The organism is Microbacterium sp. ZW T2_14, from assembly GCF_044987405.1.
Taxonomy (GTDB): domain Bacteria; phylum Actinomycetota; class Actinomycetes; order Actinomycetales; family Microbacteriaceae; genus Microbacterium.
Map to the genome: position 1 here is coordinate 15,454 of NZ_JBJDRK010000009.1, position 22,338 is coordinate 37,791.

Consider the following 22,338-nt stretch of genomic DNA (forward strand, 5'->3'; position numbering starts at 1 on the left):
CGTGCTCTGGTCTCGCGTTCTCGTGTCGACCGCCGGCGGTGCCGTCGGTTCAGTGTGTGCTCGGAGTGGGCAGTCCGTCGGTGAGCGGCGGCGGAGTGTTGCCGACTCCGCCGTCCGGCGTCTCGGCCACCGGGACGGGGACGCCGTCGATGGTGGCGTCGGGGACGGTGACGAGCGGCGTGTCGGTGATGAGGGCGTTCGCGACCGCGCCGCGACCGATGGCGTCGACCGATGACGACCCCATGGCCACCTCGGACGGACCCAGGATCGCGCCGTCGCTCAGCCGGAGGTAGCTCGGCGCCTCGTTGATCACCATGCCGAGTGCGGCGGCGTTCGCGGCGAGATACTGCGGCGAGCTCAGTCCTGCGACGTCGTCGTACAGGATCTGCTTCTGGTACGTGAGGTCGCGCTGCTCCTTCGAGAGCGCGGCGAGCTCGTACGTGCTCTGCGTCGTCATGATCGACAGCGACATCTGCGCGCCGGCGATGAGGAAGGCGCCGAGCACGGCCACGATCCCGTAGAAGAGCTTGGGGCGACGGCGGCGGGCGGGCGCGTCGACGACCTGCAGGCGCCGGTGCGGGGCATCTGCTCGATCCGGTGCGGCACCGCCGATCGGGCGGCGTGCAGCCGGCCCTGAGAGACGGGCCGCTGTCGTGGCGTTGGCGATCGTGCTCATGCCGCACCCTCCGCGTGCTCGGGCCTGATGCGCTCGGCGGCGCGCAGGCGCACCGGCGTCGCACGCGGGTTGACCGCGCGCTCTTCGTCGGTGGCGAGCTCGGCACCCTTGACGAGCAGTCGGAATCTGGGGGCGTGCTGCGGCAGCTCGACCGGGAGCCCCGCGGGCGCGGTCGACGCGGATGCCTCGGCGAGCGCGCGCTTGATGAGCCGGTCCTCGAGCGACTGGTACGACAGCACGACCATGCGCCCGCCGACCGGCAGGATGCCGAGAGCGGCGGGAATCGCGCGTTCGAGCACCGAGAGCTCGCGATTGACCTCGATGCGCAGCGCCTGGAACACGCGCTTGGCGGGGTGGCCGGTGCGCTGCACCGCCGCCGGCGTCGCCGCCTGCAGGATCTCGACGAGCCGCCCCGAGCGCTCGATCGGCTCCTGAGCCCGGGCTGCGATGATCGCGCGGGCATACCGGCCCGCCAGCTTCTCCTCGCCGTACCGCTCGAAGATGCGCCGCAGGTCGCCCTCGCCGTAGCTCGCCAGGATGTCGGCCGCCGTCGTGCCCGCCGACTGGTCCATGCGCATGTCGAGAGGAGCATCCTGCGCGTAGGCGAAGCCGCGGTCGGCGACGTCGAGCTGCAGCGACGAGACCCCGAGATCGAAGAGGATGCCGTCTGCCGCGGCGAAACCGCTCGAGGTGACGGCATCCGCGATTCCGTCGTAGACGGTGTGGACGAGGGTGATGCGGTCGCTGAAGCGCGCGAGGCGCTCCCCCGCGATGCGCAGCGCGTCGGTGTCGCGGTCGAGGCCGACGAGGTGAAGGTGCGGGAAGCGCTCGAGGAACGCCTCGGAGTGGCCGCCCATGCCGAGCGTCGCATCGACGAAGACGGCACCCTCGCGCTCGAGCGCGGGAGCGAGCAGCTCGATGCAGCGCTCGAGCATGACCGGGGTGTGGATGTCGCGCAGGTTCATGACGGGCAGGGCCTCCGAGGTCTTGTCCCCTGGGTCCTGATCCCCATCCGCTCTGACCTGGCACCGGGGAAGTGGCGACAGGGCGGGAGCGGCTGGGAGTCAGGACTCAGGCGACAGGAGCCTCAGAACAGGCCCGGAATCACCTCCTGCTCCAGCTCGGCGTATGTCTCTTCGTTGGCCTCGGCATAGGTGTTCCATGCCGTGGCGTCCCAGATCTCGGCATGAGCGCCTACGCCGGTGACGACGAGGTCGCGCTCCAGGCCGGCGTATGCGCGCAGCGGAGGGGGGATCGTGATGCGGTTCTGACTGTCGGGGTTCTCGGCACTGGCGCCCGAGAGGAACATGCGCAGGAAGTCGCGTGCCTGCTTGTTGGCGAGCGGGGCCTCGCGGATGCGGTCGTGCACCCGTTCGAACTCCTTCTCGCTGAACACGTACAGGCAGCGATCCTGTCCGCGCGTCACGACGACACCCCCACCGAGATCGTCGCGGAACTTCGCCGGGAGGATGACGCGACCTTTGTCATCGAGCTTGGGTGTGTGCGTGCCCAACAGCATCGGTACATCACACCCCCTTCGTCCGGCCCCCCCGGGTCGTACGCCACTTTACTCCACTCTCCTCCACTTCGCTATCAATTCGGTGACATTCCGCCCCGGCGCGGAGTCGTGCGTGGGATCGGAGGGGATCTTGGGGCAACAAAAAAGCACCGACCCGGAGGTCGGTGCTTCTCGCTCGGACTCAGCCGGCGGCGCTCAGCGCTCGCCTTGCCGCTTGTCCCATCGGTCGTTCATGCGGTCCATGAACGAAGAGGCATTCTGTGGTTTCGCCGGCCGGTCGGGCTCGGTCGGAATCTTGCCCGGGCCGCGACCCGGCGTGACGGCGAGAAGGACTCCGCCCAGCATCACGACGAAGCCGATCACGCCGACGACGATCAACTGCTGCGAGACCCCGACGATCAGACCGCCGAGCCCCAGCAGCACGAGGATCGTGCCGTAGACGATGTTTCGATAGCTCAGAGTGCGTCCGTCGCGGGGCGCGCTGACGACATCCGCGTCGTTGCGCATGAGATGGCGTTCCATCTCGTCCAGCAGGCGCTGCTCCTGTTCGGAGAGTGGCATGCATCCCCCTCTGTACTTCGGTGGCTCGATTGTACGCGTGCCGTTCGTCACTAGGCTAGGCCCGTGTCAGCACTCGCAGAGCCGATCGAAGCCATTTCTCAGCGAGTGGACATGTTCATCTCGGCACAGCGCGAGAGCGTGACGGATGCCGGAGCCGAGGCAGCGAGGTTCATCGCCGCCGCCGCGGACGCGGCGACGGGCGGCAAACGCCTTCGCGGACGCTTCTGCATCGCCGGGTGGAGGGCTGTGGAGGAGGTGTCGACGGCGAGCGGAAGGATCGCAGAACCCGTCGTGGCCGCCGCGGCGGCGCTCGAGGTCTTCCATGCCGCGGCTCTCGTCCACGACGACCTCATCGACAACTCCGACACGCGCCGCGGCCGCCCTTCGGCGCACCGAGCCCTGGAGGCGGGGCACCGTGAGTCCGGATGGCGCGGCGATGCCGACGCCTTCGGCCGGTCGGGGGCGATCCTGCTCGGCGACCTCCTCGTCGCGTGGAGCGACGACCTCCTCGAGGAGGGGCTCGGCGAGACCTCGCCCGACCGTGCGGCCGCCGCCCGCCGCGAGTACGCGCTGATGCGCCGGGAAGTCACGCTCGGACAGTTCCTCGACATCGCCGAGGAGTCGGCCTTCGTCACCGCGCCCGACGAACGGCACGCCGAGCGGGCATTGCGCGTGGCGTCCTTCAAGTCGGCGCGCTACAGCGTGCAGCAACCCCTCGCCATCGGCGCGGCGCTCGCAGGAGCCGACGCCGCCCAGGCTGCCGCGCTGGCCGCGTTCGGGCATCCGCTCGGCATGGCGTTCCAGCTGCGCGACGACGTGCTGGGTGTCTTCGGCGATGAGGCCGCCACCGGGAAGCCGTCCGGCGACGACCTGCGCGAGGGCAAACGCACGGTCCTGGTCGCGTACGCCCGCGAGGCGCTCGCGCCGGGCGCGCGGCGCCTCGTCGATGAGCTGATCGGACAGCCCGACCTCGACCCGGAACAGATCGCGGCGCTGCAACGGACCATCGTCGACACCGGCGCGCTCGACCGCGTCGAACGGCTCATCGCCGACTACGCCCGCGAGGCCGACCGTGCACTGTCGGGCGCTCGCCTGGGCAACGCGGCAGTGGGCGAACTCCGGGACCTGGCTCGCGCCGCGACGGTGCGAACGACCTGAATCACCGGCGAACCACCTGACGCTGCGGTCAGAGCACCGTGCGTGCGACCCGGCGCACCTCGCTCTTGCGGCCGGCGAGGAGCGCCTCGATCGGCGGCATCCCGATGGACTCCTCAGGGGCGAGCAGCCAGTCGATCGCCTCGTCGTCGGAGAACCCGGCGTCGTGAAGCACGAAGACGGTGCCACGAAGCGACGGCAGCGGGTGCCCGTCGACGATGAAGACGGACGGCACCTTCAGGACGCCGTCCCGCTTGGAGCCGACGAGCTGGAACTCGTCGAGCATCCGGCGCACGCGGCCCAGCGGTTCGCCCAGCACTTCCACCAGATCGGGAAGGGTGAGCCAGTCGGTCTCGAAGCGGGAGGCGTCGTCAGAGGTCACGACACCAACTATCTCAGATCGCATCGCGGCCGCGGCGCGTCCACTCTGGCCACACCAGTCACATCAGTCACTTCTTATAGCACCCGTTGACACCAATCGACTTCCGTGACACGGTTTTCGGAGTCGGCTGAGGGGGGAAAACTCGTGCGACAGGTCCGGAGTACCAGAAACATCGTCCATCGGAGCGCCGCCTCATCGCGGACGCTTCTCGCCGGCGTCCCAGTCGCTCTCGCGGGCTCTCTCGCGCTGACGCTGTCGGCCGTCCCCGCCCACGCGGCGACAGGGCATCCGAGCACAGTGGATGCCGCCGGACGAAGCGCCGACCGCGAGGCCCACACCGTGTTCCCCGGCGTGCGGCCCGGGGCAGCCGGTGTGCCGACCGTCTCCGGCCCCAGGGCGGCGATGGCCGCGCCCGCTGCGACGATCGCCGCGCCCGCCGCTGCCCGCGTGCCCGCGCAGACGGCGCCGGCCACCTACACCGTGCAACCCGGCGACACCGTGAGCCGCATCGCCGCGCGCTTCGGGCTGCGCACCACCGATGTGCTCGCGCTCAACGGACTCGGATGGTCCTCGCCGATCTACCCCGGCCAGGTGCTGAAGCTCGCCGGGGGCGCCGCCGCGCCGGCGGTGCCGGCGCCCGCGCCCACAGGTGGCGCCTACACGGTGCAGCAGGGCGACACCGTCGGCGCCATAGCGAAGCGCCACGGACTCACGACCAATGCCGTGCTGGCCGCCAACGGGCTGGGCTGGTCGTCGATCATCTACCCCGGCCAGACCCTCACGATCCCGGGCGCGGCCGCGCCCGCAGCATCCGCTCCCGCGCCCGCGCCGGCGCCCGCACCGGCTCCCGCGCCCAGTGCGCCGGCCGCCGGCAGCCACACGATCGTCGCGGGCGACACCATCAGCGCGATCGCCCATCGCTACGGCGTGACGATCGATGCGGTGCTGTCCGCCAACGGCCTGGCCCGGTCCTCGATCATCTACCCCGGCCAGACGCTCAGGATCCCGGCATCCGCGCCGTCCGTTCCCGGACTGACCGCCGAACAGGTCGCCAACGCGCAGCTGATCGTGCGCATCGGCCGCGAACTCGGGGTGTCCGACCGCGGCATCGCGATCGCACTCGGCACCGCGATGCAGGAGTCGTCGCTGCGCAACGTGACGTGGGGAGACAGGGATTCGCTCGGACTGTTCCAGCAGCGGCCGAGCCACGGCTGGGGCACCGAGGCGGAGGTGCAGGACGCCGCACGTGCGACCCGCGCCTTCTTCGGCGGTTCGGGGGATCCGAACGGCTCGCGCACGCGCGGTCTCCTCGACATCCCCGGCTGGGAGGGGCTGACCTTCACGCAGGCGGCCCAGGCGGTGCAGATCTCGGCGTACCCCGACGCCTATGCGCAGTGGGAGACCTCGGCGCACGCATGGCTCGCGGCACTCCGCTGATCGCGCGGAGGAACCGTCACATTACGATCTCGCCGGGTGAGGCGCTCCGCGTGCTCGCAGGCCCGCGTCCGTAGACTCTCAGCGTGAGCACGAGTCAGCAGACGGACCCGCTGATCGGCCGTCTGGTCGACGGCCGGTACCGGGTGCGTGCTCGCATCGCGCGCGGCGGCATGGCGACGGTCTACGTCGCCACTGATCTGCGCCTCGAGCGTCGCATCGCGCTCAAGGTCATGCACGGCCACCTGAGCGACGACACGGTGTTCCAGAGCCGGTTCATCCAGGAGGCTCGCGCCGCCGCCCGCCTGGCCGATCCGAACGTGGTCAACGTGTTCGACCAGGGCCAGGACGGCGACATGGCGTACCTCGTCATGGAGTACCTCCCCGGCATCACGCTGCGTGAGCTGCTCCGCGAGCAGCGCCGGCTCACCGTGCCGCAGGCGATCTCGATCCTCGACGCGGTGCTCTCGGGCCTTGCGGCCGCGCACAAGGCGGGCATCGTCCACCGCGACGTCAAGCCCGAGAACGTGCTCCTCGCCGAAGACGGCCGCATCAAGATCGGCGACTTCGGGCTCGCGCGTGCCACCACCGCGAACACCGCGTCGGGCGCCCAGCTGCTCGGCACGATCGCCTACCTCGCTCCCGAGCTCGTCACCCGCGGCACCGCCGATGCCCGCAGCGACATCTACGCCATCGGCATCATGCTCTACGAGATGCTCACGGGCGAGCAGCCCTACAAGGGCGAGCAGCCGATGCAGATCGCTTTCCAGCATGCGACCGACTCGGTGCCCCGGCCGAGCGTGAAGAACCCCGGCGTGCCCGAGCAGCTCGACGAGCTCGTGCTGTGGGCGACCGAGAAGTCGCCCGACGAGCGGCCCATCGACGCCCGCGAGATGCTGCAGCGTCTGCGCGACATCGAGCGCGAGCTCGGCATCTCGCCCACTGTCACCCGGACCGGCCCGATCGGCGTCGTGCGCAACGAGGTCACGCCCACGGGCGAGCTCACCGCGGTGCTGCCGAGCGTCGCGACCGGGCCCACCGCCGCGATGGACGAGGTCGACAACGCGGGCCGCCTCCGCCGTGCCACCCAGCGCCGCCGCTCCCGTGGCGCATGGCTCATCGTCCTCGTGCTGCTGCTCGCAGCGCTCGCAGGCGGGCTCGGCTGGTGGTTCGGCTCCGGACCCGGCTCCCTCGTCGCCGTCGCCGACGTCACGGGTAAGACCTTCGAGGAGGCCGCCGCGATCCTCGAAGAGGACTCCCTGACCGCCGTGCAGCAGGGCGAGAACAGCCTCGAGGTGGCCGCCGGGCAGGTCATCCGCACCAATCCGCCGCAGGGCACGCGCGTCGAGAAGTCCTCCGAGATCAACGTGTTCGTCTCGCTCGGCCCCGCTGAGGCGACGTTCGCCGCGTTCGCGGGCATGACCGAGGACGACGCGCGCGCGACCTTCACCGCGCAGTCCGTCTCGGTCGCTGATGACAGCGCCACATTCTTCACGGATGCGGCCGCCGGCACGGTCGTCGGCGCCTTCGTCCGGCCGGCGGGGGCTCCCGACGACGGGTCGCAGGACGTCCCGTGCATCGACGGCTGCACGGTGCATCAAGGCGACAGCGCGTGGCTCCAGGTGTCGCTCGGCCCGCTGCCCGACGTGGCGGGCGAGAGCGAAGGCAAGGCGCGCAGCACCCTCGAGGGTATCGGGCTCACCGTCGCGGATCCCAGCCAGACCGAGGCGAGCGACTCGGTGGACGAGGGACGCGTCATCCGCGTGATCGGCAAGGACGACGGCGGCTGGCTCGCCCCCGGCGACACGGTGACCCTTGTCGTGTCGACCGGTCCCCCGCTGTTCGCGATCCCCGATCTCGTCGGCATGACGCTCGCCGAGGCTCGCCAGGCGGCGACCGATGCCGGCTTCACCATCGACTACGACGACCGCTGGGACGCCTTCCCCGACCCGTTCACACAGGTCGAATCCCAGAAGCCCGACGCCGACGACCTGGAGCCGCGGGGCACCGTGATCTCCCTGCGGATCGCCGCCGCACTCTGACCGCAGAACGAAGAAGATCCCGGATGCCGCGGGCCGCGGCATCCGGGATCTTCTGCGTGGTCAGGAGCGGGCGGTGAGCTTCTCGAGCTCTTCCGCGACGAGGAACGCCAGCTCGAGCGACTGCATGTGGTTCAGGCGCGGATCGCACAGCGACTCGTAGCGCGTCGCCAGTGCGGCCTCGTCGATCTCTTCGGACCCGCCGAGGCATTCGGTGACGTCGTCGCCGGTGAGCTCGACGTGGATGCCGCCCGGGAAGGTGCCGACCGCGCGGTGCGCCTCGAAGAAGCCGCGCACCTCGTCCACGACGTCGTCGAAGCGACGCGTCTTGTAGCCGGTCGGCGTGGTGATGCCGTTGCCGTGCATCGGGTCGGTGACCCAGAGCGGCGTGGCGCCCGAGTCGCGCACGGCCTCCAGCAGCGGGGGCAGTGCGTCGCGGATCTTGCCCGCGCCCATCCGGGTGATGAACGTGAGGCGGCCGGGCTCGCGATTCGGATCCAGCTTGTCGATGAGCGCCAGGGCCGTCTCGGGCGTGGTCGTCGGTCCGAGCTTCACGCCGATGGGGTTGCGGATCTTCGAGAAGTAGTCGACGTGCGCGCCGTCGAGGTCGCGCGTGCGCTCGCCGATCCAGAGGAAGTGCGCCGAGGTGTTGTACGGCGTGCCGGTGCGCGAGTCGATCCGCGTCATGGGCCGCTCGTAGTCCATCAGCAGGCCCTCGTGACCGGTGTAGAACTCGACGCGCTTGAGCTCGTCGAAGTCGGCGCCGGCGGCCTCCATGAACCGGATGGCGCGGTCGATCTCGGTCGCCAGGCGCTCGTACTGCTGGTTCGCCGGGTTCTGTGCGAAGCCCTTGTTCCAGGAGTGCACCTCGCGGAGGTCGGCGAAGCCGCCCTGCGTGAACGCACGGATGAGGTTGATGGTCGAAGCCGCCGTGTGGTACCCCTTCAGCAGACGCTGCGGGTCGGCCTGACGCGAGCCCTCGGTGAAGTCGTAGCCGTTCACGATGTCGCCGCGGTACGCGGGGAGGGTGACGTCTCCGCGGGTCTCGGTGTCGCTGGAACGCGGCTTGGCGAACTGGCCGGCCATGCGGCCCATCTTGACGATGGGCATGGATGCGCCGTACGTGAGAACGACGGCCATCTGCAGCACCGTCTTGATGCGGTTGCGGATCTGCTCGGCGGTCGCACCCGCGAAGGTCTCTGCGCAGTCGCCGCCCTGCAGCAGGAACGCGCGTCCCGAGGCCGCCCGGGCGAGGCGGTCGCGCAGGTTGTCGACCTCGCCCGCGAAGACCAGCGGGGGCAGCGTGGCGAGCTCTGCGGATGTGGCCGCCACCAGCTCGGCGTCATACCACTGCGGCTGCTGCTTGATGGGCAGGGTCCGCCAGTGGTCGAGTGCGTCGAGCTGCTGAAGCATCCCTCGAGTCTAGCCGTGGCGGGCCGACGGCCGGCGCCGCGTGACGCTCGTTCGCCCGGCCGTCAGGAGCGCTTCTTCTTCAGGCGATCCTTCACCGTCGAGGCGTAGACGTCCTCGTACTCCTGCTCGCCCAGCCGCTGCAGCGCGACCATGATCTCGTCGGTGATCGAGCGCAGGATGTAGCGGTCGCCCTCCATGCCGGCGAACCGCGAGAAGTCGAGCGGCTCGCCGATGACGATGCCGACTCGCACGATGCGCGGCACGGTGGTGCCGATCGGCATCATCGTGTCGGTGTCGACCATGAGCACCGGCACCACGGGCACGTGCGCCTCGAGCGCCATGCGCGCGATGCCGGTGCGGCCGCGGTACAGCTTGCCGTCGGGGCTGCGCGTGCCCTCGGGATAGATTCCGAGCAGCTCGCCGCTGCCCAGCACCTGCAGCCCGGTGTTGAGCGAGGCCTCTGAGGCCTTGCCCCCGGAGCGGTCGATCGGGAGCTGGCCGGTGCCCTTCATGAAGATGCGGGTGGCGGTGCCCTTGAGCCCCTTGCCCGTGAAGTAGTCGCTCTTGGCCAGGAACGCCACTCGCCGGTCGAGCATCAGCGGCAGGAAGACCGAGTCGACGAACGACAGGTGGTTGCTCGCCAGGATCGCGGCCCCCTCGGCGGGGACGTTGCGGCGGCCGACGATCCACGGGCGCCAGATCGCCTTGACGATCGGCCCGATCACCACGTACTTCATCAGCCAGTAGAACATCGCTATGCCTCGGTGCCCGCCAGGTCGGCCGCGCCGATGAGGCCCGCGTCGTTCACGAGCTTCGCGATCGCGAACGTCGCGATGGGCCGGTCGCCGTAACCGGGCAGCGATCGCTCGTACGCCACGCGCATCGGCTCCAGCAGCGCGTCGCCGAGCTGGGCGACGCCGCCGCCGATGACGAACAGCTCGGGGTCGAGCACGGCCTGGAACCCGCCGCACGCTTCGCCGAGGGCGGTCGCGACGCGACGCAGCGCCTCGGCGGCGCCGGCGTCGCCCGCGAGGACGAGTCGTGACACGGCGGGTCCGCTGATCGAGCCGTGCTCGTTGCGATGAGCCGCCAGTGCCGCGCCGATGCCGCCCGCGTCGGCGATCTCACCGGCCTCGCGCTGCAGCGCGCGACCGGACGCATACTGCTCGAGGCATCCCCGCTGTCCGCAGCCGCACAGAAGGCCGTCGCGGATGAAGCGGGTGTGACCGAGCTCGGCGGCGATGCCGTGTCCGCCGCGGAAGAGCTGGCCGTCGAGGACGATCGCGCCGCCGACCCCCGTGCCCATCGTGAGCATGATCATGTGCTCGACGCCGCGTCCGGCCCCGAAGCGGAACTCGGCCCATCCGGCGGCGTTCGCATCGTTCTCGATGGTGACCGGAAGGCCGATGCCGTCTTCGAGCGTCGCCTTCAGCGGCTCGTTGTGCCAGTCGATGTTCGGCGCGTGGATGACCGTGGCGCGGTCGCGGTCGATGAATCCGGCTGCCGCCACACCCACGGCGGCGACGCGGTGCGCCGCCCGAAAGTAGCGGGCCATGTCGACGACGGCCTGCGCGAGGGCGTCGGTGTCGCTCGGGGTGTCGACGCGGAGCTGCTCGACGATGTGACCGTCTTGATCGACGACGCCTCCCGCGATCTTGGTTCCGCCGATGTCGATACCGACCTTGAGCACGATCTCCCTCTCCGGCCGCCGCACGTACGACAGCCCGTGAAGTCTATCGAGGCGGTCCCTGTCCACAGCCGCCACCGGCGGGCGTGTGACGGCCGATTAGACTCGGGTGAGATCCACCCGAGATTCAGTCGTCCGGTACCGAAGGAGCTGCCGTGGTCCAGTTCGAAGTCCCCGCCATCGTCCCCGCTGATCCGCAGGCGAACATCACCGACCTGCTGGTCGAGCGCGTCAAGGCGACCCCTGACCGCGCATTGTTCGCCGTGCCCGATGGTGATGGCTGGCGGGACATCACCGCCGCGGAGTTCCAGAAGCAGGTCATCGCGCTCGCGAAAGGGTTCGTCGCCGGCGGCATCGCGCCCGGCGACAAGGTGGGCTTCATCGCCCGCACCACGTACGACTGGACGCTGGTCGATTTCGCGCTGTTCTACGCCGGCGCCGTGATGGTGCCGATCTACGAGACCAGCTCGACCGGGCAGATCGCGTGGAACCTCACCGACTCCGGGGCGATCGCGCTCATCACCGAGCTGCCGGAGCACACCGCCCGCTTCGCGGAGGCGCGCGACGAACTGCCCCTCATCCGCTCCGCCTGGGAGATGCACAGCGGCGACCTCGACCGGCTCATCACCGAGGGCGCGAGCGTCTCCGACGACGAGGTCGAACGGCGACGCAACATCGCCAACGGCGCCGACATCGCCACCCTCATCTACACGTCGGGCTCCACCGGCCGGCCCAAGGGGTGCGTCCTCACCCACAGCAACTTCGTCGAACTCACCCGCAACGCCACGCTGTCGAACCAGGAGGTCTTCGCGACTCCGGGCGCCTCGACGCTGCTGTTCATCACGACCGCCCACGTGTTCGCGCGCTTCATCTCGATCCTCGACATCCACGCGGGAGTGAAGACGGGGCACCAGCCCGACACGAAGCAGCTGCTGCCCGCGCTCGGCTCGTTCAAGCCGACCTTCCTCCTCGCGGTGCCGCGCGTCTTCGAGAAGGTCTACAACTCCGCCGAGCAGAAGGCCGAGGCGGGCGGCAAGGGCAAGATCTTCCGCGCCGCCGCCCACACCGCCGTCGAGCACTCGCGACTGCAGCAGGAGGGCAAGAAGATCCCGCTGGGCACGAAGCTCAAGTTCGCCCTGTTCGATCGGCTCGTGTACAGCAAGCTCCGCACGGCCATGGGCGGGAACATCGCGTACGCCGTCTCGGGCTCCGCACCGCTCGGACCCCGCCTCGGGCACTTCTTCCACAGCCTCGGGGTGACCATCCTCGAGGGTTACGGCCTCACCGAGACCACCGCGCCCGCGACGGTCAACCAGGCCCGTAAGTCGAAGATCGGCACGGTCGGACCGGTCATCCCCGGTGTCGGCGTCCGTCTCGGCGACGACGGCGAGATCCAGGTCCGCGGCGTCAACGTGTTTAAGGAGTACTGGCGCAATCCCGAGGCCACGGCCGACGCGTTCGACGGCGACTGGTTCAAGACCGGCGACATCGGCTCGTTCGACGACGAGGGCTTCCTCACGATCACCGGCCGCAAGAAGGAGATCATCGTCACCGCCGGCGGCAAGAACGTCTCGCCCGCCGCGCTGGAGGACCCGATCCGCGCCAACCCGATCGTCAGCCAGGTCGTGGTCGTGGGCGACCAGAAGCCGTTCATCGCGGCGCTCGTGACGCTCGACCCCGAGATGCTGCCGACGTGGCTGGCCAACAACAGCCTGCCGGCCGATATGCCGATCGCCGAGGCGGCCAAGAACGATGCTGTGCGCGCCGAGGTGCAGCGTGCGATCGACCGCGCCAACACGTCGGTGTCGCGCGCCGAATCGATCCGCAAGTTCACGATCCTCTCGACGGAGTGGACCGAGGGCAGCGGCCACCTGACGCCCAAGATGAGCATCAAGCGCAACGTGATCCTCGCCGACTTCGCCGACGACATCGCCGAGCTCTACGCCGTCCCCGTCAGCACGACGAACGTCTCGCTCTCGTAACGGAGGACGGATGCCGAAGCCCCAGGCCCTTCAGGGTCCGGGGCTTCGTCGTCTCGGTCTCCCCCGCGGCCGAAGCCGTCCACATCCCCGCCGCGATATGTCTCCGCCACGATGCGCGAAAAGCCTGGCCGGTGACGGAACACGCCGGGGCGCGGCATCCGTTGCCGGCGTGTCCCGGTGACCGGCCCGACTTTTCGCCGCAGCCGGGGACCTGTGGCCGGGCTGGACGCCGCCGGATTCAGAACCAGTCGGACTCGCGGATCTCGCGCATCGCGATGCGGCGCTCTTCGGGCGTGAGCCGCTTCAGATAGAGCATTCCGTCGAGGTGGTCGGTCTCGTGCTGCAGTGCCTGGGCCAAGAGCCCCTCGCCCTCGAGCACGAGCTCGTTGCCGTCGAGATCCATCCCGACGACCTTGGCCCGGGGATAGCGGACGGCGTCGTGCCAGAGGCCCGGCACCGACAGGCATCCCTCGCCGATCGCCTCGGGCTCGCCCGACACCTCGACGAGGACGGGATTCAGCACGTAGCCGATGTCGCCGTCGATGTTGTAGCTGAAGGCCCGGAGGCCGACGCCGATCTGCGGCGCCGCGACGCCGGCGCGTCCGGGCAGCTCGACCGTGTCGATGAGGTCGCGGACGAGCGCGCGCACACCCTCGTCGACGGTCTCGATGGGGGTGCTGACCGAGGTGAGAACGGGGTCGCCGAAGACACGGATGGGACGAACAGCCATCGGATGCCTCAGGCCGCCGGAGCGAGCGAGCGAAGGCCCTCGACCACCGTCGCGGCGAGGTCGCGCGCGGCCTCCCGCGTCGCGGGCTGCAGTTCGCGGAACACGATGGCACTGCCGGCCGCGATATGCGGGTCGTACGGCACGCGCACCACGGCCCGCACGCGCGTGCGGAAGTGGGACTCGAGCTCGTCGAGCTGCACGAGCGGCTGGCCCGGACGAGCGTTGTTCAGCACCACGACCGCGCTGCGCACCTTGTCGGAGTAGCCGTTCGTCTCGAGCCATGTCAGCGTCTCCGACGCCAGGCGCGCCTCGTCGACGCTCAGGCCGGCGACGATCACGAGCTGGTCGGCCAGGTCGAGGGTCGCACCCATGACCGAGTGCACGATGCCCGTGCCGGTGTCGGTGAGGACGACCGAGTAGTAGTGCGCGGCGAGGGCGGCGACGTCGCGATAGTCGGCATCGTTGAACGCCTCGGACACGCGGGGATCGGTGTCGGACGCGACGACGTCGAGCCGGGTCTCGTCGCGCGCGACGATGTTCGAGAGGTCGTTGAAGCCGACCACCTCGGGACTGATGCGCACCAGGTCGCGCACGGTCTTGCCGCTGTCCCTCGAGATCCGCTCGGCGAGCGTGCCCCGGTCCGGATTGGCGTCCACCGCGATGACGCGGTCGTCGCGCGCATCCGCCAGCGCCTGGCCCAGCAGTGCCGTGACGGTGGTCTTGCCGACGCCGCCCTTGCGGGACAGCACCGGTACGAACCGCGCTCCGCCCGTGAGCGGCGCGGCGATGCGGCGGTCGAGCTCCTTGCGGGCCTTCGCACGCTTGCTGTCGCCGAGGTTGATGCGCCGGCCCGAGATCGAGTAGACGAAGTGCTGCCAGGCGCCCTCCGGCTCGGGGCGCACCACCTGGTGCGGGTCGAGCAGCCGGTCGGCGGTCAGCAGGTCAGCGGTCTCGCGGTCGGCCTCGAACTCGCCGAGGCGCTTCGACGTCAGCGCGACGTCGGAGCGGGCGAATGCCGCGCGCTCCACGGCGGAACGCTCGACCACGGGGTGGGCGCCGGTGTGGTTCGCCGCGCGGCGCGTCGCCGGGGTCGGTCCGGTGGCGGTCTTGGCCGCGGCTGCGGCAGCCGAGACGGACGGCGGTGCGGGCGACTTCTGGGGAGCGGATGCCGCGGCCGCGGCATCCGTCTTCGAGGCGTCCGTCTTGCCGGCGTCCGCGCCGTCGCCGGCCGGGGTCTTCGCGATCATGGGCTCCTCCGAGGTGTCATCGGTCGCGATGACATCGTCTCCCGTTGCGGCGTTCTCCGCCAGAGCGGCTTCGACCTCGTCGTTGTCACGGCCCTGGCCGACGGCATCCGCATCGTCCCCGGCAGCCTCCGCATCGGCTTCGGCTTCAGCCTCGGCCTCGGCCTCAGCCTCGGCCTCGGCCTCGGCGAGCACGATGTCGAACGCAGCGGCGTCGAATTCTCCGTCGAACTCGCCATCCTCGAACTCGACGGCCTCGAAGTCCACGATGCCGAACTCGTCGGTGCCGGTCGCCGCGGGATTCGCATCGCCAGGCGCGATCGAATCGAATGCGGGGGCATCGGTTCCGCGGGAGTCGGCGGCGTCGGAATCGACCACGGGCATGCCGACCGGAAGGTCTTCGCTGACGACGGGTTCGTGCGTCGCCGACCACGCGGTGTCGCCGTCGAGATCCGCTTCGGGCTCGGGCTGCCGGTCGATGGCCGCCTCGGACTCCACCGGCACGTCGGCATCATCGGCGCCCGACGGGTCATCGGCTTCGAGCACCTCGAGAACCTCGTCGGCGTCGGTGATGTCCTCGACGGGCGGTGACGGCGCGAAGCCCTCCCCCTCCACCGTCCACTCCTCGAAGTCGGCGGCGGTCTCGACGATCTCGGCCTCAGCCGTGTCGGTGGAGAACGTCTCGCTGGGTGCGCGCTCGATCACCGGAAGGTCGGCGTCGGCCGGGATCTCGATGATGAAGGGCACCTCGTCGTCGATGACGTCGTCATCCGCGAGGTCATCCTCCGATTCGGTGGGCAGTTCGACGTTCACCTGCGCCGTCGCACCGCCCAGAATGCCGAGACCCGTGGTGTCGATGCTTCCCGTCTCGGAGAGCACTCCGTTCTCGGGCTCGTCGGGCGTGTGTTCGGTGCGATCGGGCGTCACTGCGAAAGTTCTCCTGGGAAGGCGGCGCCGGAAGGTGCCGCGGGCGCATATCGGGGCGTATGCCGCCCTCCAGGCTACTGGGCGGGACGGATGACGACCAAAAGGTCGCCGGCATCGACCTGTGCGGTCGCAGCGATGGCGAGCCGTTCGATGACGCCGTCGACGGGTGCCGTGATGGCGGCCTCCATCTTCATCGCCTCGATCGACGCCACGGGCTGACCGGCCGTCACGGTGTCGCCGACGGCCGACTTGAGGGTCACGACGCCCGAGAAGGGCGCCGCCACCTGCCCCGGCTTCGACGTGTCGGCCTTCTCCACCGGACGGGCCTCGACCTTGATGCTGCGGTCGCGGACGAACACGGGACGCAGCTGGCCGTTGAGCGTCGTCATCACCGTGCGGAAGCCCTTGTCGTCGGCCTCGCCGATCGCCTCGAGTCCGACGTACAGCTGCACCCCGGGGTCGATCTCGGCGACGTGCTCCTCCCCCGGCTTCAAGCCGTAGAGGTAGTCCGGCGTGCCGAGCGCCGTCAGGTCGCCGTACGCCTCGCGGTTGCTTTCGAACTCCCGGGCCGGACCGGGGAAGAGCAGCCGGTTGAGGGTGCGGCGGCGGATCGCCGTGTCGCCGGCGAGGCCTTCCTGCTCGTCGGCCGTGAGCGCCGGCACGTCGATCGAGATCGTGCGTCCCTCGAGCACCTTGGTGCGGAACGGCTCGGGCCAGCCGCCGGGCAGGTCTCCCAGCTCCCCCGCCATGAACCCGACGACCGAGTCGGGGATGTCGTAATTCTGCGGGTTCGCCTCGAAGTCGGCGGGGTCGGCGCGCACGGCGACCAGCGCGAGCGCGAGGTCGCCGACGACCTTGGACGAGGGCGTGACCTTCGGGATGCGGCCGAGGATGCGGTCCGCGGCGGCATACATGTCCTCGATGAGCTCGAAGTCGTCGGCCAGGCCCAGGGCGATCGCCTGCTGACGCAGGTTCGAGAGCTGCCCGCCCGGGATCTCATGGTGGTAGACGCGGCCGGTCGGCGAGGCCAGTCCGGACTCGAACGGACGGTAGAGGTGGCGCACAGCCTCCCAGTACGGTTCCAGGTCGCTGACCGCCTGCAGATCCAGACCGGTGTCGCGGTCGGTGTGCGCGAGTGCAGCGACCAGGGCCGAGAGCGAGGGCTGGCTCGTGGTTCCCGACATCGGCGCTGCCGCGGCATCCACCGCGTCGACGCCCGCCGCACTGGCAGCCAGCAGGGTCGCCAGCTGACCGCCGGCGGTGTCGTGGGTGTGCAGATGCACCGGCAAGTCGAAGTTCTCGCGCAGCGCCGTGACGAGCTTGGCCGCGGCGGCAGGCCGGAGGAGTCCCGCCATGTCCTTGATCGCGATGATGTGGGCGCCCGACTCGACGATCTGCTCGGCGAGGCCCAGGTAGTAGTCGAGCGTGTAGAGCTGCTCCGCAGGATTCAGCAGATCGGCGGTGTAGCAGAGCGCCACCTCCGCGATCGCGGTGCCCGTCGAGCGGACGGCGTCGATCGCCGGTCGCATCTGCGACACATCGTTGAGCGCATCGAAGATGCGGAAGATGTCGACGCCGGTCACCGCCGCTTCGCGTACGAAGGCGTCGGTGACCTCCACGGGGCGCGGGGTGTACCCCACCGTGTTGCGGCCACGCAGCAGCATCTGGGTCGGGATGTTCGGCATCGCCTCGCGAAGCGCCTCCAGGCGCTCCCACGGGTCCTCCGCGAGGAAGCGCAGCGCGACGTCGTAGGTGGCACCGCCCCACGCCTCGACCGACAGCAGCTCGGGAGTCATGCGCGACACGTGCGGGCCGACCCGGACCAGATCACGGGTGCGCACGCGCGTGGCCAGCAGCGATTGATGCGCATCACGGAAGGTCGTCTCGGTGACGGCAAGCGCGCTCTGGGCGCGCAGTGCGCGCGCGAAGCCCTCGGGACCCAGCTCTCGCAGCCGCGTGAGGCTGCCGCTCGGCGGTGCGGCGGTGAGGTCGATGTCGGGCAGCTTGCTGCCGGGCGAGACCGAGAGCGGCTTGTCGCCGTACGGCCGGTTGACCGTCACGTCGCCCAGCCAGTTCAGCAGCTTCGTCGCCCGGTCGCGGGACGGGTTGCTGGTGAGCAGCTCGGGGCGCTCGTCGATGAACGAGGTGCTGACGTCGCCGGCGACGAACGCCGGGTCGTCCAAGACCGCCCGAAGGAACGGGACGTTGGTCGAGACGCCGCGGATGCGGAACTCCGCGAGTGCCCGGCGGGCGCGGGCCACGGCGGCCGGGAAGTCGCGGCCGCGGCACGTGAGCTTCGCGAGCATCGAGTCGAAGTGCGGGCTGATCTGCGAGCCGGCCGCCGTGGTGCCGCCGTCGAGGCGGATGCCCGCGCCGCCGGGCGAGCGGTAGGTCGTGATGCGCCCGGTGTCGGGGCGGAACCCCTGCGAGGGGTCCTCGGTCGTGATGCGGCACTGGAGGGCGGCGCCGCGCAGCTGGATGCGGTCCTGCGTCAGGCCGAGCTCGGCGATCGTCTGGCCGGCGGCGATGCGCATCTGCGACTGCACGAGGTCGACGTCGGTGACCTCTTCGGTCACGGTGTGCTCGACCTGGATCCGCGGGTTCATCTCGATGAACACGACTTCACCCGTGCGAGGGCCCGCTGTCTCGAGGAGGAACTCCACTGTCCCGGCGTTCTCGTAGCCGATCGACCGTGCGAAGGCGACGGCGTACCCGTGGAGTGCGTCCCGGACGGCCGGGTCGAGGTTGGGCGCGGGCGCGATCTCGATCACCTTCTGGTGACGACGCTGCACCGAGCAGTCGCGCTCGAAGAGGTGCACGGTCTCGCCCGTCGCGTCGGCGAGGATCTGCACCTCGACGTGCCGGGGTCGCTGCACGGCCTGTTCGAGGAAGACCCGGGCGTCGCCGAAGGCGCTCCCGGCCTCGCGCATCGCCTCGGCCACGGCCGGGGCGAGCTCTTCCTTGCGCTCGACGCGACGCATGCCGCGTCCGCCGCCGCCCGCGACGGCTTTCACGAAGATCGGGAAGCCGATGTCGTCGGCCTGGCCGAGCAGCGCGTCGACGTCGTCGGACGCCTCGGTCGAGCGCAGCACCGGCACGCCCGCGGCCACCGCGTGGTGCTTGGCCGTGACCTTGTTGCCGGCCATCTCGAGCACCTTCGCGGGGGGCCCGATGAACGCGATGCCGTTCGCGGCGGCCTTCTCGGCGAGCTCCGGGTTCTCCGAGAGGAAGCCGTAGCCGGGGTAGATCGCATCCGCGCCGGCATCCTTCGCGACGCGCACGATCTCGTCGACATCGAGGTAGGCGCGGACGGGATGCCCCTTCTCGCCGATCTCGTAGGACTCATCGGCCTTCTGCCGATGCAGCGAGCCGCGGTCCTCGTAGGGGAACACGGCGACCGTGCGAGCACCCAGTTCGTATGCGGCGCGGAAGGCCCGGATGGCGATCTCGCCTCGGTTCGCGACCAGGATCTTGCGGAACATTCGACCTCCGTGTGCGGCGGCGCAGGCGGGCCCAGGGAACAGGCTGAGTGTGCTCTCAGCCTAGGGGACGGTAACGTGGTGCCTTGTGCACGTCCTATCCGTCAGCTCGCTCAAGGGTGGGGTCGGCAAGACAACCGTGACTCTCGGACTCGCGTCGGCGGCTTTCGCCCGCGGTGTCCGCACGCTCGTCGTCGATCTCGACCCGCAGTCCGACGTCTCGACGGGCATGGACATCCAAGTCGCCGGTCGACTGAATGTCGCCGATGTCCTCGCCAATCCCAAGGAGAAGACGGTCCGACAGGCCATCACCTCCAGCGGCTGGGCGAAGGTGCATCCGGGCACCATCGACGTCATGATCGGCAGTCCGTCGGCGATCAACTTCGACGGCCCGCACCCGAGCGTCCGCGACGTCTGGAAGATGGAGGAGGCGCTGGCGACCATCGAGGCCGACTACGACCTCGTCCTCATCGACTGCGCCCCGTCGCTCAACGCGCTGACGCGCACCGCGTGGGCGGCCTCCGACCGCGTGATCGTCGTCACCGAGCCGGGCCTTTTCTCGGTGGCAGCGGCCGACCGGGCGCTGCGCGCGATCGAGGAGATCCGCCGCGGCCTCTCCCCCCGCCTGCAGCCGCTGGGCATCGTGGTCAACCGCGTGCGCCCGCAGTCGATCGAGCACCAGTTCCGCATCAAAGAGCTGCGCGACATGTTCGGCCCGCTCGTGCTGAGCCCGCAGCTGCCCGAGCGCACGTCGCTGCAGCAGGCGCAGGGCGCCGCGAAGCCCCTGCACATCTGGCCCGGCGACTCGGCTCAGGAGCTCGCGGCCGACTTCGACTCGCTGCTCGACCGCGTCATGCGCACCGGCCGCATCCCGGTCGCCGAAGACACCCGTTCCTGACAGCGGACGGATGCCGCGCCCCGGCGCCCCCTCCCGCCCCATTCCCGGGGTTCATCCGTCGTATATGTACGGGTGACGGCCGGAATCGCGTGCATATACGACGGATGAACGCCGGGGGAAGAGGATCGAGAGGATGCCGGGGCCTGGGTCCGGGGGCCGGGGCCCGCGCGGGTAAGCACTCTGCGTCAGGGATGACCATATTGCTTGCGTTGTGCGTGGTTCGCTGAACACGAATTGCGATCGGCAACGAAGTGGGTGAACATATCGCCATGGCACCGATGACGCTGCACCCTGACAGCCTCGCCGTGCACGCCGGCCGCGACGATCTCGCAGCGCTGGGCGTACACGCTCTCCCCCTCGATCTCTCGTCGACCAATCCGCTGCCCGACATCGACCTCGGCGGCATGTCGTACGAGGTGCTGGCAACCGGCGGCCACCCCTTCGAGGGAGGCTCGAACGTCTACGCGCGCCTCTGGAACCCGACCGTGGCCCGATTCGAGGAGGCCCTCGCGCGCCTGGAGCACGCCGAGGAGTCGGTCGCGTTCTCCTCCGGCATGGCGGCGATGACCGCCGTGCTGCTGGCGATGACCCACGAGTCCCAGCGCCGGCACGTGGTCGCCGTGCGCCCGCTGTACGGCGGAACCGACCACCTGCTGGCGTCGGGGCTGCTCGGCGTGGAGACCACCTTCTGCGCTCCCGACGCCGTCGCGTCGGCCGTTCGAGACGACACCGCGCTCGTCGTGCTCGAGACGCCGGCCAACCCCACGCTCGAGCTGGTCGACATCCGCGCGGTCGTGGCGGCGGCCGGCGATGTGCCGGTGCTCGTCGACAACACCTTCGCCACGCCCGTGCTGCAGCATCCGCTCGATCTGGGTGCCGCACTGTCGCTGCACAGCGCCACGAAGTACCTGGGCGGCCATGGCGATGTGGTCGGCGGCGTGGTCGCCTGCGACGCCCGCTTCGCCGCGGCGCTGCGTCGCACACGTGCGATCACCGGCGCGATCATGCATCCGCTCGCCGCCTACCTGCTGCACCGCGGGCTTGCGACGCTCCCCGTGCGAATGCGGGCGCAGCAGGTGGGCGCCCGGATCGTCGCCGACTGGCTCACGACGCGACCCGAGGTCGCTCGCGTGCACTTCCCCGGCTTCGCGGCGAGTGACCCGCGCGGGCTCGTGGGCACCCAGCAGTCCGGCCCGGGCGCCATGATCGCGATCGAGCTTACCGGCGGGGTCGCCGCGGCATCCTCGCTGACGTCATCGGTCGAGCTCTTCACGCACGCGGTGTCGCTGGGCAGTGTCGACTCGCTCATCCAGCATCCCGCGGCGCTCACCCACCGCCCGGTCGCATCGGAGGCGAAGCCGTCGGACGCCCTCGTGCGGCTGTCGATCGGCCTCGAAGATCCGGCCGATCTCATCGCCGACCTGGCTCAGGCGCTCACCGCGACGGCGGACGCGCGGGAGAGCGCCGAGACGGCGCTCGCGTGACTCACCGGCCCGCGTGACGCAGAACACTCGCGCGGGCCCAGGGACTCGCGTGACTCAGCGGCCCGCGTGACGCAGGACGCTCGCCCGGGTCAAGGCTCGCGTGACTCAGGCGGAGCGGGCGGCGCGGCGCACCGCGAGCTCGTCCATCGGGTCGGGCCGCTCGAACTCGAACTCCACGAGCTCCGACTCGACCTCGCGCAGGACCTTGCCGACGGCGATGCCGAAGACGCCCTGACCGCGGCTCACGAGGTCGATGACCTCGTCGTTCGACGTGCAGAGGTAGACCGATGCGCCGTCGCTCATGAGCGTCGTGCCGGCGAGATCCCGGATGCCGGAGGCCCGGAGCTGATCCACGGCGGTGCGGATCTGCTGCAGCGAGATGCCGGTGTCGAGCAGTCGCTTGACGAGCTTCAGGACGAGGATGTCGCGGAAACCGTAGAGCCGCTGTGATCCCGACCCGCTGGCGCCTCGCACCGTCGGCTCGACGAGCTCGGTGCGCGCCCAGTAGTCCAGCTGGCGATAGGTGATGCCGGCGGCCTTCGCCGCGACGGCACCGCGATAGCCGACTTCGTCGTCCATGGCGGGAAGTCCATCGGTGAAGAGGAGCTCGGCGCCGAATGGCTCGCCCGCTGAACCGTCTCCGGTCATGCTCGTTCCCCCCTCCGGAATCGGATACCTCAACGCTAGATCAGCCTCCCCCTCGCGGCAATGACATCCGCTGTTCGGAG

18 protein-coding genes are annotated in these 22,338 nt (G+C 70.2%); 6 read left to right on the plus strand and 12 right to left on the minus strand.

The genetic code is table 11. The features are described 5' to 3' along the window. Positions 1 to 49 precede the first annotated feature (49 nt). From ACI3KY_RS04855 to ACI3KY_RS04870, 4 genes are all read right to left on the minus strand, one after another. Positions 50 to 676: a hypothetical protein gene (locus ACI3KY_RS04855; RefSeq protein WP_404929076.1), complete on the minus strand. Its 627-nt coding sequence runs from the start codon at positions 674 to 676 to the stop codon at positions 50 to 52. Further along, positions 673 to 1,641: a 16S rRNA (cytosine(1402)-N(4))-methyltransferase RsmH gene (gene rsmH, locus ACI3KY_RS04860; RefSeq protein WP_404929077.1), complete on the minus strand. Its 969-nt coding sequence runs from the start codon at positions 1,639 to 1,641 to the stop codon at positions 673 to 675. The genes ACI3KY_RS04855 and rsmH overlap by 4 nt, the downstream gene beginning before the upstream one ends. Positions 1,642 to 1,763: 122 nt before the next feature. After that, positions 1,764 to 2,195 carry a division/cell wall cluster transcriptional repressor MraZ gene (gene mraZ, locus ACI3KY_RS04865; RefSeq protein WP_404929078.1) on the minus strand — a complete coding sequence of 144 codons (432 nt, stop codon included), beginning with the start codon at positions 2,193 to 2,195 and terminating at the stop codon, positions 1,764 to 1,766. 195 nt (positions 2,196 to 2,390) lie between these two features. After that, positions 2,391 to 2,756 carry a DUF3040 domain-containing protein gene (locus ACI3KY_RS04870; RefSeq protein WP_194415830.1) on the minus strand — a complete coding sequence of 122 codons (366 nt, stop codon included), beginning with the start codon at positions 2,754 to 2,756 and terminating at the stop codon, positions 2,391 to 2,393. Between the two features lie 63 nt (positions 2,757 to 2,819). On the opposite strand from ACI3KY_RS04870, the gene ACI3KY_RS04875 reads away from it, so the two are divergent. Further along, on the plus strand, positions 2,820 to 3,914 hold the full coding sequence (locus tag ACI3KY_RS04875; protein ID WP_404929079.1) for a polyprenyl synthetase family protein: 1,095 nt from the start codon (positions 2,820 to 2,822) through the stop codon (positions 3,912 to 3,914). Positions 3,915 to 3,942: 28 nt separating this feature from the next. Here ACI3KY_RS04875 and ACI3KY_RS04880 read toward each other — a convergent pair whose 3' ends face one another. Then, positions 3,943 to 4,293: an Rv2175c family DNA-binding protein gene (locus ACI3KY_RS04880; RefSeq protein WP_404929080.1), complete on the minus strand. Its 351-nt coding sequence runs from the start codon at positions 4,291 to 4,293 to the stop codon at positions 3,943 to 3,945. A gap of 297 nt (positions 4,294 to 4,590) precedes the next feature. Between ACI3KY_RS04880 and ACI3KY_RS04885 the strand changes: the two genes are divergently transcribed. Both ACI3KY_RS04885 and pknB read left to right on the plus strand, forming a co-directional pair. Continuing rightward, complete coding sequence (locus tag ACI3KY_RS04885; RefSeq protein WP_404929081.1) at positions 4,591 to 5,730, plus strand: LysM peptidoglycan-binding domain-containing protein; 1,140 nt, start codon at positions 4,591 to 4,593, stop codon at positions 5,728 to 5,730. A gap of 83 nt (positions 5,731 to 5,813) precedes the next feature. Next, positions 5,814 to 7,769, plus strand: coding sequence for a Stk1 family PASTA domain-containing Ser/Thr kinase (gene pknB / locus ACI3KY_RS04890; RefSeq protein ID WP_404929082.1), 1,956 nt, complete (start codon positions 5,814 to 5,816; stop codon positions 7,767 to 7,769). A gap of 60 nt (positions 7,770 to 7,829) precedes the next feature. Here pknB and ACI3KY_RS04895 read toward each other — a convergent pair whose 3' ends face one another. The 3 genes from ACI3KY_RS04895 to ACI3KY_RS04905 form a co-directional block, all read right to left on the minus strand. After that, positions 7,830 to 9,179, minus strand: coding sequence for a class II 3-deoxy-7-phosphoheptulonate synthase (locus ACI3KY_RS04895; protein WP_194415838.1), 1,350 nt, complete (start codon positions 9,177 to 9,179; stop codon positions 7,830 to 7,832). A gap of 62 nt (positions 9,180 to 9,241) precedes the next feature. Next, the gene (locus ACI3KY_RS04900) at positions 9,242 to 9,931 is read right to left on the minus strand and encodes a lysophospholipid acyltransferase family protein (protein WP_404929083.1); all 690 of its coding nucleotides are present in this window, start codon (positions 9,929 to 9,931) and stop codon (positions 9,242 to 9,244) included. Positions 9,932 to 9,933: 2 nt separating this feature from the next. After that, the gene (locus ACI3KY_RS04905; RefSeq protein WP_404929084.1) at positions 9,934 to 10,869 is read right to left on the minus strand and encodes an ROK family glucokinase; all 936 of its coding nucleotides are present in this window, start codon (positions 10,867 to 10,869) and stop codon (positions 9,934 to 9,936) included. 152 nt (positions 10,870 to 11,021) lie between these two features. Here ACI3KY_RS04905 and ACI3KY_RS04910 point away from each other — a divergent pair, with 152 nt between their 5' ends. Beyond that, positions 11,022 to 12,848: an AMP-dependent synthetase/ligase gene (locus ACI3KY_RS04910; RefSeq protein ID WP_404929085.1), complete on the plus strand. Its 1,827-nt coding sequence runs from the start codon at positions 11,022 to 11,024 to the stop codon at positions 12,846 to 12,848. 238 nt (positions 12,849 to 13,086) lie between these two features. On the opposite strand, the gene ACI3KY_RS04915 is transcribed toward ACI3KY_RS04910, so the two are convergent. From ACI3KY_RS04915 to ACI3KY_RS04925, 3 genes are all read right to left on the minus strand, one after another. Continuing rightward, the gene (locus ACI3KY_RS04915; protein ID WP_404929086.1) at positions 13,087 to 13,578 is read right to left on the minus strand and encodes a peptide deformylase; all 492 of its coding nucleotides are present in this window, start codon (positions 13,576 to 13,578) and stop codon (positions 13,087 to 13,089) included. A gap of 8 nt (positions 13,579 to 13,586) precedes the next feature. After that, a complete protein-coding gene (locus ACI3KY_RS04920; protein ID WP_404929087.1) occupies positions 13,587 to 15,749 on the minus strand; it encodes an AAA family ATPase in 2,163 nt (720 codons plus the stop codon). A gap of 74 nt (positions 15,750 to 15,823) precedes the next feature. Beyond that, positions 15,824 to 19,231 (minus strand): pyruvate carboxylase, encoded by a 3,408-nt coding sequence (locus tag ACI3KY_RS04925; protein ID WP_404929088.1) that lies wholly within the window; start codon positions 19,229 to 19,231, stop codon positions 15,824 to 15,826. 85 nt (positions 19,232 to 19,316) lie between these two features. Between ACI3KY_RS04925 and ACI3KY_RS04930 the strand changes: the two genes are divergently transcribed. Then, on the plus strand, positions 19,317 to 20,126 hold the full coding sequence (locus ACI3KY_RS04930) for a ParA family protein (RefSeq protein ID WP_194415853.1): 810 nt from the start codon (positions 19,317 to 19,319) through the stop codon (positions 20,124 to 20,126). A 269-nt stretch (positions 20,127 to 20,395) separates the two neighbouring features. Then, positions 20,396 to 21,610: a trans-sulfuration enzyme family protein gene (locus tag ACI3KY_RS04935; RefSeq protein ID WP_404929089.1), complete on the plus strand. Its 1,215-nt coding sequence runs from the start codon at positions 20,396 to 20,398 to the stop codon at positions 21,608 to 21,610. A 105-nt stretch (positions 21,611 to 21,715) separates the two neighbouring features. Here ACI3KY_RS04935 and ACI3KY_RS04940 read toward each other — a convergent pair whose 3' ends face one another. Next, on the minus strand, positions 21,716 to 22,258 hold the full coding sequence (locus ACI3KY_RS04940) for a MerR family transcriptional regulator (protein ID WP_404929090.1): 543 nt from the start codon (positions 22,256 to 22,258) through the stop codon (positions 21,716 to 21,718). Between the last annotated feature and the right edge of the window lie 80 nt (positions 22,259 to 22,338).

Excerpts from the sequence above, each read along its gene's own strand:
- ACI3KY_RS04855 (WP_404929076.1), bottom strand. The coding sequence starts at position 676 with ATGAGCACGATCGCCAACGCCACGACAGCGGCCCGTCTCTCAGGGCCG.
- ACI3KY_RS04925 (WP_404929088.1), bottom strand. The coding sequence starts at position 19,231 with ATGTTCCGCAAGATCCTGGTCGCGAACCGAGGCGAGATCGCCATCCGG.
- ACI3KY_RS04870 (WP_194415830.1), bottom strand. The coding sequence starts at position 2,756 with ATGCCACTCTCCGAACAGGAGCAGCGCCTGCTGGACGAGATGGAACGC.
- ACI3KY_RS04935 (WP_404929089.1), top strand. The coding sequence starts at position 20,396 with ATGGCACCGATGACGCTGCACCCTGACAGCCTCGCCGTGCACGCCGGC.
- mraZ (WP_404929078.1), bottom strand. The coding sequence starts at position 2,195 with ATGCTGTTGGGCACGCACACACCCAAGCTCGATGACAAAGGTCGCGTC.
- ACI3KY_RS04915 (WP_404929086.1), bottom strand. The coding sequence starts at position 13,578 with ATGGCTGTTCGTCCCATCCGTGTCTTCGGCGACCCCGTTCTCACCTCG.
- rsmH (WP_404929077.1), bottom strand. The coding sequence starts at position 1,641 with ATGAACCTGCGCGACATCCACACCCCGGTCATGCTCGAGCGCTGCATC.
- ACI3KY_RS04895 (WP_194415838.1), bottom strand. The coding sequence starts at position 9,179 with ATGCTTCAGCAGCTCGACGCACTCGACCACTGGCGGACCCTGCCCATC.
- ACI3KY_RS04900 (WP_404929083.1), bottom strand. The coding sequence starts at position 9,931 with ATGTTCTACTGGCTGATGAAGTACGTGGTGATCGGGCCGATCGTCAAG.
- ACI3KY_RS04940 (WP_404929090.1), bottom strand. The coding sequence starts at position 22,258 with ATGACCGGAGACGGTTCAGCGGGCGAGCCATTCGGCGCCGAGCTCCTC.